The sequence below is a fragment of the Microvirga brassicacearum genome (assembly GCF_008757455.1).
GTDB lineage: Bacteria > Pseudomonadota > Alphaproteobacteria > Rhizobiales > Beijerinckiaceae > Microvirga > Microvirga brassicacearum.
The window spans coordinates 23,677-37,968 of the sequence record NZ_VCMV01000063.1 but is presented as its reverse complement, the minus strand read 5'-3'; the positions used below and the strand labels follow the sequence as shown (position 1 = coordinate 37,968).

Annotated in this window: 10 protein-coding genes; 1 reads left to right on the top strand and 9 read right to left on the bottom strand. The window is 63.3% G+C overall.

Annotated features, from left to right (window positions below):
* Complete coding sequence (locus FEZ63_RS21845) at positions 1-2,163, bottom strand: primosomal protein N' (RefSeq protein ID WP_150948681.1); 2,163 nt, start codon at positions 2,161-2,163, stop codon at positions 1-3.
* Between the two features lie 56 nt (positions 2,164-2,219).
* Here FEZ63_RS21845 and FEZ63_RS21840 point away from each other — a divergent pair, with 56 nt between their 5' ends.
* Positions 2,220-3,197, top strand: coding sequence for a tyrosine recombinase XerC (locus tag FEZ63_RS21840; RefSeq protein WP_150948678.1), 978 nt, complete (start codon positions 2,220-2,222; stop codon positions 3,195-3,197).
* Positions 3,198-3,239: 42 nt separating this feature from the next.
* Here FEZ63_RS21840 and lpdA read toward each other — a convergent pair whose 3' ends face one another.
* The 8 genes from lpdA to zapE all read right to left on the bottom strand — a co-directional run bounded on the left by lpdA (position 3,240) and on the right by zapE (position 14,280).
* The gene (lpdA, locus tag FEZ63_RS21835) at positions 3,240-4,640 is read right to left on the bottom strand and encodes a dihydrolipoyl dehydrogenase (RefSeq protein ID WP_150948674.1); all 1,401 of its coding nucleotides are present in this window, start codon (positions 4,638-4,640) and stop codon (positions 3,240-3,242) included.
* Between the two features lie 90 nt (positions 4,641-4,730).
* Positions 4,731-5,969: a 2-oxoglutarate dehydrogenase complex dihydrolipoyllysine-residue succinyltransferase gene (gene odhB / locus FEZ63_RS21830; protein WP_150948671.1), complete on the bottom strand. Its 1,239-nt coding sequence runs from the start codon at positions 5,967-5,969 to the stop codon at positions 4,731-4,733.
* A 60-nt stretch (positions 5,970-6,029) separates the two neighbouring features.
* Entirely contained in the window at positions 6,030-8,990 is a 2,961-nt protein-coding gene (locus FEZ63_RS21825; protein WP_150948667.1) for a 2-oxoglutarate dehydrogenase E1 component, read from the bottom strand.
* A gap of 66 nt (positions 8,991-9,056) precedes the next feature.
* On the bottom strand, positions 9,057-9,944 hold the full coding sequence (gene sucD / locus FEZ63_RS21820) for a succinate--CoA ligase subunit alpha (protein ID WP_150948663.1): 888 nt from the start codon (positions 9,942-9,944) through the stop codon (positions 9,057-9,059).
* A 9-nt stretch (positions 9,945-9,953) separates the two neighbouring features.
* The gene (gene sucC / locus FEZ63_RS21815; protein ID WP_150948660.1) at positions 9,954-11,153 is read right to left on the bottom strand and encodes an ADP-forming succinate--CoA ligase subunit beta; all 1,200 of its coding nucleotides are present in this window, start codon (positions 11,151-11,153) and stop codon (positions 9,954-9,956) included.
* A gap of 109 nt (positions 11,154-11,262) precedes the next feature.
* Complete coding sequence (gene mdh, locus FEZ63_RS21810; RefSeq protein WP_150948657.1) at positions 11,263-12,225, bottom strand: malate dehydrogenase; 963 nt, start codon at positions 12,223-12,225, stop codon at positions 11,263-11,265.
* A gap of 229 nt (positions 12,226-12,454) precedes the next feature.
* Positions 12,455-13,090, bottom strand: coding sequence for a TetR/AcrR family transcriptional regulator (locus FEZ63_RS21805; protein ID WP_150948654.1), 636 nt, complete (start codon positions 13,088-13,090; stop codon positions 12,455-12,457).
* On the bottom strand, positions 13,087-14,280 hold the full coding sequence (zapE, locus tag FEZ63_RS21800) for a cell division protein ZapE (RefSeq protein ID WP_150948650.1): 1,194 nt from the start codon (positions 14,278-14,280) through the stop codon (positions 13,087-13,089). The genes FEZ63_RS21805 and zapE overlap by 4 nt, the downstream gene beginning before the upstream one ends.
* Positions 14,281-14,292 lie beyond the last annotated feature (12 nt).

Below are 14,292 nucleotides of genomic sequence, written 5' to 3'. Positions count from 1 at the left end.
TTAGAGAAAACTCTGCGGATCGACGTCGATGGCAACGCGCGTATTACCGCGCGTTTTTGGACAGCGCGCCATCCAGGCGCGCAGGTAAGCCTGCAGATCCACATCCCGCTCGGTCTTGACCAGCAGGCGATAGCGATAGCGTCCCCGGATCAACGCCAACGGCGCTTCCGCGGGGCCCAGCACGGTGATTCCGGCCGTGGGCTCGGCAACCTTGGCCATGGCTCGCGCATGCGTCTCGGCACCCTCCCGCTCGGTGGCGGAAACGATGAGGGAAGCAAGTCGCCCGAAAGGCGGCAGCCCGGCCAATTCCCGCACGCGTGTTTCCTCACGGTAGAACCGCTCGGCGTCGCCCGAAACCAGCGCCGCGATCACTGGGTGATCCGGCTGCCAGGTCTGCACCAGCGCCCGGCCCGGCTTGTCGCCGCGGCCCGCCCGTCCCGTCACCTGCTGCAGCAGTTGAAAGGTCCGTTCGGCGGCGCGCGGATCGCCGGAGGTCAGCCCGATATCGGCATCGAGCACCCCGACCAACGTCATGAGAGGGAAATTGTGCCCCTTGGCCACCAGTTGCGTGCCGATGACCACATCGAATTCCCCAGCGGCGATCGCCGCGAGTTCCGCCCGCAGCCGTTCGGTCCCGCCCGGAAAATCGCTGGAAAGCACGATGCGCCGCTTGTCCGGAAACAGTTCCGCGGCTTCTTCGGCGATTCGCTCCACGCCCGGCCCGCAGGGCACCAGCGAATCCACGGTTCCGCAGGCGACACAAGCCTGTGGCGTGCGTTCCACATGGCCGCAATGGTGGCACACCAGCGAACGCCGGAACCGGTGTTCCACCAGCCAGGCCGAGCAATTGGGGCACTCGTAGCGATGGGCGCAGGAGCGGCACAGGGTGAGAGGCGCATAGCCGCGTCGATTGAGGAAAAGCAGGGCCTGCTCCCCGCGCGCCAGCGTTTCGTGCATCGCGTTGATTAGGCTCGGCGACAGCCACCGCCCCGGCGGGATGGTTTCGCGCTTGAGATCAACCGTGTGGATCTGGGGCAATTGCCGCCCGCCGAACCGCTCGGGCAGCTGCACATGGCGATAACGGCCGCGCTCCACATTGGTGCGGCTTTCGATGGAAGGCGTGGCGGAGGCGAGAATCACGGCCGCGTTTTCGATTCGACCCCGCACGACCGCCATGTCGCGGGCATGATAATGGACGCCATCCTCCTGCTTGTAGGCGGTCTCGTGCTCCTCATCGACCACGATCAACCCGAGGTTGCTGTACGGTAGAAACAGCGCCGAACGGGCTCCCGCCACCACCTTTACGTCGCCCGACGCAATGCCCGCATGGATTCGCTCGCGTTTTCGCCCGGTGATTCCCGAATGCCACGAGGCCGGCTTGGCACCAAAGCGCGCCTCGAATCGGTCGAGGAACTGAGCCGTCAGGGCGATTTCAGGCATCAGGATAAGGGCCTGGCGGCCCTGCCGCACCGCCTCCGCCACGGCCTCGAAATAAACCTCCGTCTTGCCCGATCCGGTCACACCTTCCAGGAGGCTCACCGGCGAGGGGATGTCCCCCATGATCGAGACAAGCAGCGCCGCCGCGGCGCGTTGATCGTCGGAGAGGCCCGTCTGGCTGAAATCCGGGTCGGGCGGCTCCGCTGCACGCTCCGGCAGCAACGCAACCGTCTCCAGCGTCCCCTCATCCACCAGACCGTCGATCACGCCGGCGCTGACTCCGGCCTCGTGAGCCAGCTCGCGCTTCAGTCGCACAAGTCGGTCGGCTGCCGCATCGATGACCCGCTGACGCGTCGGCGTCATCCGTTTGGGCGGCGGCCCGGCCAGCCGCACGCCGACACGAATGACCTCGGCGCGTTCCGAATCGGCGAGTTTCAGGCCCATGCCCAGAGCCGACCCTTTGGGTGCCAGCGTGTACCAGGCCACCCAATCGAGAAATTTCCGCATTTTCGGCGAAAGCCGGGGCGCCTCGATAAGGTCCGTCACCGCCTTGAAATTTCCGCCCGCGCCCGGACGCAGCGCCCAAACCACGCCGACGACCTCGCGGGTGCCGAGCGGCACCTGCACCACGTCGCCTTCCTTCAGCGAAAGGCCGATGGGCACGGCATAGCTATAGGCCGTGTCCAGCGCCAGCGGGATGAGGACATCGGCGATGTGGCTTGTCATTCGGCTCGGGTTAACCTGTCCATATTATAGTGCCTGCCCTTGCACAAAGCGGGAACATGTCAAGCGGCGATTCAAAATCCACCCTCGATCTCGTCCTGCCGGGCGCGCCGGATACCCGCCAGGAGGCCGCGCAATGGCTGACTTCGCTTGCGAAGGAGCGCCGACTCTCCCCGAAAACCATCGAAGCCTATGGCCGCGACCTGCGGCAGTTTCTGACCTTTTTGACCGCCCATTTGGGCGAGCCCGCCAGCGTCAGGGCGATTCTCGGACTCAAGCCGCTCGATATTCGTGCCTTCCTGTCAGCGCGCCGCATGAACGCGGTGCAGAGCCGGTCACTCATGCGGCAGCTTGCGTCCCTGCGGTCCTTTGCGCGCCATCTGGAGCGGGAAGGACATGGGACCGCCTCGGCATTCGCAGCGATTCGCACGCCGAAAATGGAGAAGAACCTGCCGCGCCCGCTCTCGGCCGCGTCCGCCGTCGCGGTGACCGAAACAGAACTTCGCTCAGGCGGCGACCGCAAGCCCTGGATCGTCGCGCGCGACGCCGCCGTACTGTCGCTGCTGTATGGCGCAGGCTTGCGCATCTCCGAAGCTCTTGGCCTGCAACGGCGCGACGCGCCCATTGAAGGCATCGACTCGCTGACCGTAACCGGCAAGGGCGGCAGGATGCGCGGGGTGCCGATCATTCCGCCGATCCAGCGGGCGGTGGCGGAATATCTGCGTCTGTGCCCCTATGCCGTTCCGCCGGAAGGCCCGCTTTTTGTGGGCGCCCGAGGCGGCGTGTTGTCGCCGCGCATCATCCAGCTCGCCGTCGAGGAGTTGCGCGGCATGCTGGGGCTCCCCGACAGCGCGACGCCGCATGCCCTGCGTCACTCCTTCGCGACCCACCTGCTGGCGCGCGGGGGCGACCTGCGCGGCATCCAGGAATTGCTCGGCCACGCATCGCTGTCGACGACGCAGCTCTACACCAAGATCGACGCCACAAGGCTGATGGAGGCTTTCGATTCGGCGCATCCGCGGGCGCGGGCGAAATAGCCGTTCGCTTCGCCCGTCGCGGAGAGGGTCAGGCATCCGTCATCACATGTGGATCGCACGCTTCTCCACCGCGAGCGCTGCTTCTTTGACAGCCTCGGAGAGCGTCGGATGGGCGTGGCACGAGCGGGCGATGTCTTCCGACGAACCGCCGAATTCCATTGCCAGAACGGCCTCGTGAATGAGGTTGCCTGCTTCTGCGCCGATGATGTGCACGCCGAGCACCTTGTCGGTCGTCGCATCGGCAAGGATCTTGACGAAGCCATCCGTGGTGGCGTTCGCCTTGGCGCGGCCGTTGGCGGTGAAGGGAAACTTGCCGACATTGTAGGCAATGCCCGCAGCTTTCAGTTCTTCCTCGGTCTTGCCGACCGAGGCTACCTCCGGGAACGTGTAGACGACGCTCGGGATGACGTCGTAATTCACGTGTCCGGCCTTGCCGGCGAGAATTTCCGCGACCGCCACCCCTTCGTCCTCGGCCTTGTGCGCCAGCATCGGGCCGTCGATCACGTCGCCGATGGCGTAGATGCCCGTGACGTTGGTGGAGAAATGCGCATCGGTGAGAATACGGCCCTTGTTGTCCTTCTGGATGCCGATCTCCTCGAGGCCCAGCCCTTGCGTATAAGGAACCCGCCCGATCGCCACGAGAACCGCATCGGCGTCGATCGTCTCAGGTGCGCCGCCGGCAGCCGGTTCGAAGGTGAGGATTGCGCCCTTGCCCTTCCTCTCCACCTTCGTGACCTTCGCACCAAGTTTGAACGCTATACCCTGCTTGGTGAGCAGGCGCTGGAACTGCTTGGCAACCTCGCCGTCCATGCCGGGCAGGATGCGGTCGAGATATTCCACCACGATCACTTCGGAGCCGAGGCGGCGCCAGACCGACCCGAGCTCAAGTCCGATCACGCCTGCGCCGATCACCACCAGACGCTTCGGCACGCTTCCGAGTTCGAGCGCTCCGGTGGACGAGATCACGACCTTCTCGTCGATCTCGATGCCGGGAAGACGCGTTACGTCGGAGCCGGTGGCGATGACGATGTTCTTCGTCTCCAGAACCTGTTTCGATCCGTCCTCCGCCGTCACTTCCACCTGCCCCGCAGCAGCGATGCGGCCGGTGCCGATGAAGGCGTCGATCTTGTTCTTCTTGAGAAGGAACTCGACGCCCTTGGTGTTGCCGTCCACGCCTTCCTGCTTGAACGCCTGCATCTTTGCCAAATCGAGCTTGGGCTCGCCCACCACCACGCCCATCGCGGGAAAATGGGATTTGGCGTCCTCGAATGAATGCGACGCATGCAACAACGCCTTGGAGGGGATGCAGCCGATATTCAGGCAGGTGCCGCCATGCGTCTTGCGCTTTTCGACGACGACCGTTTTCAGGCCGAGTTGCGCCGCGCGAATGGCGCACACATAGCCGCCCGGACCCGTTCCGATAACGATGAGATCGTACGACATGGTTCGCCCCCTTGGACGTCAGGGCCGGGCTCGACCCGGCTGAAATCATTGAATGCCCGACATTTCGCCGGGCATGGGTTTGTTTGATTCTCAGAGATCGAGGACGAGACGCGCCGGGTCTTCCAGCGCTTCTTTCACCCGCACGAGGAAGGTCACCGCATCCTTGCCGTCGACGATGCGGTGATCGTAGGACAGGGCGAGATACATCATGGGACGCGCGACGATCTGGCCGTTCTTCACCACCGGACGCTCCTCGATGCGGTGCATGCCGAGAATGCCCGATTGCGGCGCGTTCAGGATCGGCGTCGACATGAGCGAGCCGTAGATGCCGCCGTTGGTGATGGTGAACGTGCCGCCCTGCATCTCGTCGATGGTCAGCTTGCCATCCCGCGCGCGCTTGCCGAAATCAGCGATCTTCTTCTCGATCCCTGCGATCGACAATTGATCCGCATCGCGCACGACCGGCACCACGAGGCCCTTCTCGGTGCCGACCGCGATGCCGATATGGTAGTAGTTCTTGAAGACCAGATCCTGGCCGTCGATCTCGGCATTCACCGCCGGCACGTCTTTCAGCGCCTGGATCACGGCTTTCGAGAAGAAGCCCATGAAACCGAGCTTCACGCCGTGCTTTTTCTCGAACACATCCTTGTACTGGCTGCGCAGGGCCATCACCGCGCTCATGTCCACGTCATTGAACGTGGTGAGCATCGCAGCGGTGTTCTGCGCGTCCTTCAGGCGGCGCGCGATGGTCTGGCGCAGCTTGGTCATCTTCACGCGCTCTTCGCGTGGCGCGTCTTCGGCTGATGACGGCGCGCGAGCCTGTACGGGGGCTGCCGGCGCGGGCGCCTGGGCGCCGCCTGTGGCGATCGCCGCCAGCATGTCGCCCTTGGTCACGCGGCCGTCCTTGCCCGATCCGGCGACCCGCGACGGATCGACACCGCTTTCGGCGGCGACCCGCGCGACAGCCGGACCATTGTCCTTCATGGCGGCAGCCGGTGCCGCAGCCTTCGGGGCGGCAGCCTTGGGAGCCTCGGCTTTTAGCGCCTCCGCAGGGGCACCATCTGTTTTGGGAGCCGGAGCAGCGGCGGCGCCGCCTTCGGTGATCGAGCCGAGCACCGCGCCGGGGCCGACGGTCTCGCCGTCCTTGGCGAGAATGTCGCCCAAGGTCCCGCTCGCGGGTGCATTGACCTCGAGGGTGACCTTGTCGGTTTCCAGCTCGACCAGGGGCTCGTCGGCCTTCACCGGGTCGCCAGGCTTCTTGAACCAGCGGCCAATGGTGGCTTCGGAAACGGACTCGCCGAGAGTGGGTACGCGGATTTCGGTGGCCATGATCGTCTTAACTGTTCGGGGCGGAGAGCCCATGGAAGGGAGCGGAGAAATTCGCGGCCATTAAGCCGCGAAAGCCTCGTCGAGGAAAGCCTGCAATTGTACCAGATGCTTGGACATCAGGCCGGTGGCGGTGGCGGCGGAGGCCGAGCGACCCACATAACGGGGACGATCGACCTTGGCTCCTGCAGTCTTGAGAACCCATTCGAGATAGGGCTCGACGAAGCTCCAGGAGCCCATGTTCTTGGGCTCTTCCTGACACCACACCACATCGGCCTTCTTGAAACGGGCGACTTCCGCCGCAAGCGATTTCGCCGGGAACGGATAGAGCTGCTCGACGCGCATCAGATAGACATCGTCGATGCCGCGCTTCTCGCGTTCCTCGCAGAGGTCGTAATAGACCTTGCCGGTGCAGATGACGACACGGCGGATCTTGTCGTCCTTCACAAGCTTGATGCCTTCAGCGCCCTTTTGGGCATCGTCCTTGAGAACGCGATGGAACGACGTTCCCTCGGCGATGTCGTCGAGGGACGAGACGCAGCGCTTGTGACGCAACAGGCTCTTCGGCGTCATCAGGATGAGCGGTTTGCGGAACTCGCGCTTCAACTGACGGCGCATGATGTGGAAGTAATTCGAGGGCGTGGTGCAATAGGCCACCTGCATGTTGTCCTCGGCGCACATCTGCAGCCAGCGCTCCAGACGCGCCGAGGAATGCTCGGGCCCCTGGCCCTCATAGCCATGCGGCAGCAGGCAGACGAGACCCGACATGCGCAGCCATTTGCGCTCGCCCGATGAGATGAACTGATCGAACACCACCTGCGCGCCGTTGGCGAAGTCGCCGAACTGCGCCTCCCAAAGTGTCAGCGCGTTCGGCTCGGACAGGGTGTAGCCGTACTCGAAACCGAGGACCGCCTCCTCCGACAACATGGAATTGATGACCTCGTAGCGGCCCTGTCCTTCCTTGATGTGGTTCAGCGGCGTATATCGTTCCTCGTTCTCCTGATCGATGAGCACCGAATGGCGCGACGAGAACGTGCCGCGCTCCACGTCCTGCCCCGAGAGGCGGACGCGGTGGTCTTCCACCAGCAGCGAGCCGAACGACAACGCCTCCGCCATCGCCCAATCGATGCCCTGGCCGGTTTCCATCATCTTCTTGCGGTTGTCGAGAAAGCGCTGGATCGTCCTGTGGACGTGGAAACCTTCCGGCACCGTGGTCAGGGCGCTCGCGATCTGCTGAAGGGTTTCAACCGGAACACCGGTCTGACCACGACGCGGATCATCCGAGTCCTCTCGCACGGCCTTCAGACCCGCCCAGCGCCCATCGAGCCAGTCGGCCTTGTTGGGCTTGTAGCCCTGCGCGATCTCGAATTCTGCATCGAGCTTGGAGCGCCAGGCGCTCTTCATCTCCTCGACTTCCGCCTCGCTGACGGTGCCCTCGGCGATCAGCTTTTGGGAATAGACCTCGAGAATCGACGGATGCGACCGGATCTTGCGGTACATCAAAGGCTGGGTGAAGGCCGGCTCGTCCCCTTCGTTATGACCGAAGCGGCGGTAGCAGAACATGTCGATGACGACGGGCTTCTGGAATTTCTGGCGATATTCCGTTGCGACCTTCGCGGCGAACACCACGGCTTCCGGATCGTCGCCGTTGACGTGGAAGATCGGCGCCTCGACCATCTTGGCCACATCCGACGGATAAGGCGACGAGCGCGAGAACCGCGGATCGGTGGTGAAGCCGATCTGGTTGTTGATGATGAAGTGGATCGAGCCGCCGGTGCGGTGCCCGCGCAGACCCGACAGACCGAGGCATTCCGCCACTACGCCCTGCCCCGCAAAGGCCGCGTCGCCATGAATCAGCAGTGGCATCACGGCGGTCCGGTTATCGGGTGCGCAGCCGTGCTGGTCCTGCTTGGCGCGAACCTTGCCGAGCACCACCGGATCGACGATCTCGAGATGCGAGGGGTTGGCGGTCAGCGACAGGTGGACGTTGTTGTCGTCGAAGATGCGATCGCTCGATGCACCCAGGTGATACTTCACGTCGCCCGAGCCTTCCACATCGTCGGGCGCGAAGGAACCGCCCTTGAATTCGTGGAACAGGGCGCGGTGCAATTTGCCCATCACCTGCGTCAGCACGTTGAGGCGGCCGCGATGGGCCATGCCGAGCACGATCTCCTTGCAGCCGAGATTGCCGCCCCGCTTGATGATCTGTTCGAGCGCCGGGATCAGCGACTCGCTGCCATCGAGGCCGAAGCGCTTGGTGCCCGTGTAGCGCACGTCGAGAAACTTCTCGAAACCCTCGGCCTCGACGATCTTGTTGAGGATCGCGCGCTTGCCTTCACGCGTGAAGGTGATCTCCTTGTCGGGTCCCTCGATGCGCTCCTGCAGCCACGCCTTTTCGGCCGGATCGGAGATGTGCATGAACTCGACGCCGAGCGTCTGGCAATAGGTGCGCTCGAGAATGGTGACGATCTCGCGAATGGTCGCGAATTCCAGCCCCAGCACGTTGTCGAGAAAGATCTTGCGGTCCCAATCGGCTTCCGTGAAACCGTAATGGGAGGGATGCAGTTCCTGGTCGTTCGGGCGCGGATTGATGTCGAGCGGATCGAGCTTCGCGTGCAGGTGCCCGCGCACCCGATAGGCGCGGATGAGCATGATGGCGTGAATGGAATCGCGCGTCGCCTGCAGCACCTGAGCCTGGTCGATAGGGCCGCCCTTGGCCTCGGCCTTTGCCTTGATCTTGTCGCCGACAGCCTTCTCAATCTGCGCCCAGTTGCCGTCCATCGCCGACACCAGATCGCCGTTCGCGGCAATCGGCCAGTTCGGCTTCTTCCACGATGCCCCACGCGCGCTCTGCTCAACCGCCTGCTTGTCGTCCTTCAACGCCGCAAAGAAAGCCTGCCACTCGGCATCGACCGAGGCGGGGTCTTTCTGAAAGCGCGCATAGAGATCTTCGATATAAGGAGCGTTCGCTCCATACAGGAAAGCGGTGTTGAGAAAGGTTTCGTTGGCGTCCTGGCGTGCCATGGCAATACTCGATCCAAATGAAACGAATTGACCGCCCCACCTAACGCCAGGGCGGTCAACGAATGGTTATTGGCCCTTGAGAAGCTCGACGAGGGTCTTCCCCAGGCGCGCCGGGGACGGCGATACGCGGATGCCCGCGGCCTCCATGGCGGCGATCTTGTCTTCCGCACCGCCCTTGCCGCCCGAAATGATCGCACCGGCATGGCCCATGCGGCGGCCCGGGGGGGCCGTACGGCCCGCGATGAAGCCGACCATGGGCTTCTTGCGGCCCTTCTTGGCCTCGCGCGCGATGAATGCCGCTGCTTCCTCTTCGGCCGATCCGCCGATCTCACCGATCATCACGATCGACTGGGTCTTGGGATCGGACAGGAACATGTCGAGCATTTCGATGAATTCCGTGCCCTTGACCGGATCGCCGCCGATGCCCACCGCCGTCGTCTGGCCAAGGCCCTCGCTGGTGGTCTGGAACACGGCCTCATAGGTCAGCGTGCCGGAACGCGACACGATGCCGACCGAGCCCGGCTTGAAGATATTGGCCGGCATGATGCCGATCTTCGATTCGCCGGCCGTGACGATGCCCGGGCAGTTGGGGCCGATGAGGCGCGACTTCGAGCCTTCGAGCGCGCGCTTGACGCGCACCATGTCGAGCACCGGAATACCCTCGGTGATGCAGACGATGAGCGGGATTTCCGCCTGGATCGCCTCGCAGATCGCATCCGCCGCGCCCGGAGGCGGAACGTACACGACGGATGCATTCGCGCCGGTCGCTTCACGGGCTTCCATCACGGTGTCGAAGACCGGCAGGTTGAGATGGGTTGAGCCACCTTTGCCCGGCGAGGTTCCGCCGACCATTTTCGTCCCGTAGGCAATCGCCTGCTCGGAGTGGAAGGTGCCGTTCTTGCCGGTAAAGCCCTGGCAGATGACCTTGGTGTTGTTATCGATGAGAATGGACATCTGAGCCTCTTACTTTCCGCCGCGAACAGCGGACACGATCTTCTGCGCTGCGTCGTCGAGGTCGTCGGCCGGGATCACGTTGAGGCCGGATTCGCGGATGATCTTCTTGCCCTCTTCGACGTTCGTGCCCTCGAGGCGCACGACCAGCGGAACCTGAAGCCCGACCGTCTTGACCGCCGCAATCACGCCGCGCGCGATCACGTCGCATTTCATGATGCCGCCGAAGATGTTGACTAGAATGCCCTTCACCTGCGGATCGGCGGTGATGATCTTGAACGCCGCCGTCACCTTCTCCTCCGAGGCGCCGCCGCCCACATCGAGGAAGTTCGCCGGCTCTTCGCCATAGAGCTTGATGATGTCGAGGGTCGCCATGGCGAGACCGGCGCCGTTGACCATGCAGCCGATGGTGCCATCGAGCGCAATGTAGGCGAGGTCGTGCTTGGACGCCTCGATCTCCTTGGCGTCTTCTTCGGTCAGGTCGCGCAACGCGACAATCTCGGGGTGCTTATAGAGAGCATTCGAATCGAACGAGATCTTCGCGTCGAGGCATTTGAGGTGCCCGTCCGTGGTGACGATCAGCGGGTTGATCTCCAGCATCTCCATGTCCTTGGAGATGAAACCGTTATAGAGCTTGGTGACGAGATCCCCCGCCTCCTTCGCGAGCGGCCCCTCGAGGCCGAGGACCTTTGCGACCAGCCGTCCGTGATGCGGCATGATTCCGGTGGCGGGATCGACCGAGAAGGTGTGGATCTTCTCAGGGGTGTCGTGGGCGACGGCCTCGATATCCATGCCGCCTTCCGTCGAGACGACGAAGGCGACGCGGCCGGTGGCGCGATCGACCAGCATCGACAGGTAAAGCTCGGTCTCGATGTCCGAACCGTCTTCGATGTAGAGGCGGTTGACCTGCTTGCCGGCCTCGCCGGTTTGAATCGTCACCAGGGTGTTGCCGAGCATCTCACGAGCGAATTTCTTCACCTCGTCGATGGATTTGGCGAGGCGCACGCCGCCCTTTTCACCGGCAGCGGCTTCCTTGAACTTGCCCTTGCCGCGACCGCCCGCGTGGATCTGGGACTTGACGACCCAAAGCGGCCCGCCGAGTTCCTTGGCGGCAGCCTCAGCCTCGTCGGCGGAGAAGATCGCCCGGCCCTTCGAGACGGGAAGGCCGAACTCTTTCAGGACGGCTTTGCCCTGGTATTCATGGATATTCATGTTTTCGCGCTTTCAGTTTGCGACTAGCGAATGGCGAATAGCGAGCGGTGAAAGAGCAGATGGTCCTTGGGGCTTTCCCATTCGCCATTCGCTACTCACCATTCACTCGTCACGCCAAAGCCGGGTTGATCTGCTTGCAGGCATCGACAAGGCCCTGCACGGACGCCACCGACTTCTCGAACATGGCCTTCTCGTCGCCCGAGAAGGAAACTTCGACAATGCGCTCGACACCGTTCGCACCGATGACGATCGGCACGCCCACATACATGTCCTTCACACCGTACTGGCCCGACAGATGGGCGGCGCAGGGCAGCACGCGCTTCTTGTCCTTGAGATAGCTCTCGGCCATGGCGATGGCGGAAGCCGCGGGGGCATAGAAGGCCGAGCCGGTCTTGAGCAGATTGACGATTTCGCCGCCGCCCTTGCGCGTGCGCTCGACCATGGCGTCGAGCTTTTCCTGCGTCGTCCAGCCCATCTTGATGAGGTCAGGAAGCGGGATGCCCGCAACCGTCGAATAGCGAACTAGCGGAACCATGTCGTCGCCGTGACCGCCAAGGACGAAGGCGGTGACGTCCTTGACCGACACATTAAACTCTTCGGCGAGGAAATGGCGGAAGCGCGCCGAGTCGAGAACGCCCGCCATGCCGACGATCTTCTCGGGCTTGAGGCCGGAAAACTTCTGCAGCGCCCACACCATGGCGTCGAGCGGATTGGTGATGCAGATGACGAACGCGTCAGGGGCATGCTGCTTGATGCCATTTCCGACCGCTTCCATCACCTTGAGGTTGATGCCGATCAGGTCATCGCGGCTCATGCCGGGTTTGCGCGGCACGCCGGCGGTCACGATGATGACGTCGGCGCCGGCGATGTCGGCATAGTCATTCGCGCCCTTGTATTTCGCGTCGAAGCCGTCAACCGGGGACGATTCGGCGATGTCCAGACCCTTGCCCTGCGGAACGCCCTCTGCGATGTCGAACAGCACGACGTCGCCGAGTTCCTTCAAACCAACGAGATGGGCGAGCGTGCCGCCGATCTGGCCAGCACCGATGAGCGCGATCTTATGACGGGCCATGAGATGTCCTTGAATGTTGGAAGGCGCCAAGCCTATTGAAAACGTGGCGCTGTTTGACTCAGAAATGGGTCACCATCAAGCCAACAAAAGGTTAAACGGTAAAGCGTTGCCCTTTCGGCCCGATCCTGGCACGACGGATCATGTGGAATAACGACGACATGACAAAGACTTAGGACCCATTGAGAGCCGCGAACTTTTTTGTTACAATTCTCAAAATTTGTAACTTACGCTAAACGTAGCCGTTGGCGAGAGTCCGCAGAATCGCGCGAATAAGGGCCCCGAGGCGATGATCGGCGAGGTCCGACGGCATGTCGGAATCGAGTCTGATGGCGACGGGATTGATGAACCGGAACGTCGCATCGGTGATGAACGTTACGGCGCGGTCCCGATCCCGCGTCTCGAACTTTCCCGTCCCCACTCCCTCGTCCAACACCCGCTCGGTCAATTGCCGCATGCGCGCTCGGTGCCGGCGGATAATGGGCCGGCGGGTCTCTGTCGCGGCGCAATAGACGTCGAACAGATGCGGATCGTCTCGAAGGAGGTCCCGGTGCGTCCGGGCCCAAGCCTGGAGCAACCGTTCGAGCTTGTCGTCCGCCGGATCGGGCGCGTCGGCGATGTCGGCGACCAGCGTCTCGAGGCGCTTGAGCCACTGCCCCGCCACCGCATCGATGAGGGCGGCCTTCGAGGGGAAATAGCGGTAGACATTGGCGTGCGTCATCCCGGCCGCGTCCGCGATGCTCACCACCGTGACCTGACGTGACCCAAAGCGCTTCAGATGATCGGCTGCGATTGTCAAGAGGCGCGCATCCGCCGGAATGGAGGCATCCAGCAACCGCTCCGACGCCTCCCCGCGCGGCCGCTTCATGTCTCGACGAGGCCGGTCGTCTGGCCCGAGCCCGCGGAATCCGGCTGCCCGTGCGGCAGGGCGAGATATTCCTCCGACCGCATCTCGATCAGCCGCGACACCGTGCGATCGAACTCGAAGGCCTCGCGTCCGCTATCGGCCCGATACAGGTCCGATGCCTCCGCCTCGGCCGAGGCGAGGAACTTGACGCGGGCATCGTAGATCGCGTCGATGAGCGTGATGAAACGTTTGGCTTCGTTTCGCCGGTCGAACGACAGACGCGGGATGTCCTCGACGATGACCGTGTGAAACCGCTCTGCAACAGCAAGATAATCGGAAGCACCAAGCGGCTTCGAGCAGAGGTCGCCGAACCGAAATCGAGCCACGCCACCGGCGGCCTCCGGGATCTCGACGGCGTGGCCCTTCACCGTCAGGGTCATCGCCTCGCCGTGGCTCTTGCCCGAAAGGCTGCGGAAAGCGCGGGTCAGCGCCTCGTGAGAGCGCTCATTCGCGGGAGTATGGAAAACTGCCCCGCCCGCCAGTTTTTCGAGACGAAAGTCAGTGCGGGCGGCAAGCCTCACCACAGCCATGCGCTCCTGCAGCAATGCGATGAAGGGCAGGAAAAGCGTGCGGTTCAATCCGCCCTCATAGAGCCGTTCCGGCTCCACATTGGATGTCGCCACCACGACGACGCCTGCGGCGAACAACGCGGTAAAGAGCCGCCCGAGGATCATCGCGTCGGCGATGTCCGTCACGGTGAATTCGTCAAAGCACAGGACCCATGCTTCCTCGGCAAGGGCCGCCGCGACCGGCCCGATGGGATCGTCGCCCTTGATCACGCCGGTTTTGAGCTGTGTCCGCCAAGCGTGGATGCGCTCGTGCACATCCGCCATGAAGGCATGGAAATGGACGCGGCGCTTGCGCTGAACCGGAAGCCCGTCGAAGAACAGATCCATCAGCATCGTCTTGCCACGGCCGACGGAGCCCCAGACATAGAGCCCCCGCGGCGGCGCGGGATTGCGTTTGCCGAACAGCCAACCCAGCGCGCTGGTCTTGCGCGCCAAACGATATCCGCTCAAGCCCTCGGCGAGCGTTTCGAGCTGCCGGAGCAAGGCGACTTGCGCGGGGTCGCGTTCGATCGCACTCTCGCGCACGAGCGCGTCATAGCGGGCGGTGATGGATTTCGGCGAGGAGAACTTGGGATTGGTCACAAACGACCGATT

Excerpts from the sequence above, each read along its gene's own strand:
- sucC (WP_150948660.1), bottom strand. The coding sequence starts at position 11,153 with ATGAATATCCATGAATACCAGGGCAAAGCCGTCCTGAAAGAGTTCGGC.
- sucD (WP_150948663.1), bottom strand. The coding sequence starts at position 9,944 with ATGTCCATTCTCATCGATAACAACACCAAGGTCATCTGCCAGGGCTTT.
- FEZ63_RS21825 (WP_150948667.1), bottom strand. The coding sequence starts at position 8,990 with ATGGCACGCCAGGACGCCAACGAAACCTTTCTCAACACCGCTTTCCTG.
- FEZ63_RS21805 (WP_150948654.1), bottom strand. The coding sequence starts at position 13,090 with ATGAAGCGGCCGCGCGGGGAGGCGTCGGAGCGGTTGCTGGATGCCTCC.
- mdh (WP_150948657.1), bottom strand. The coding sequence starts at position 12,225 with ATGGCCCGTCATAAGATCGCGCTCATCGGTGCTGGCCAGATCGGCGGC.
- odhB (WP_150948671.1), bottom strand. The coding sequence starts at position 5,969 with ATGGCCACCGAAATCCGCGTACCCACTCTCGGCGAGTCCGTTTCCGAA.
- lpdA (WP_150948674.1), bottom strand. The coding sequence starts at position 4,640 with ATGTCGTACGATCTCATCGTTATCGGAACGGGTCCGGGCGGCTATGTG.
- FEZ63_RS21840 (WP_150948678.1), top strand. The coding sequence starts at position 2,220 with ATGTCAAGCGGCGATTCAAAATCCACCCTCGATCTCGTCCTGCCGGGC.
- FEZ63_RS21845 (WP_150948681.1), bottom strand. The coding sequence starts at position 2,163 with ATGACAAGCCACATCGCCGATGTCCTCATCCCGCTGGCGCTGGACACG.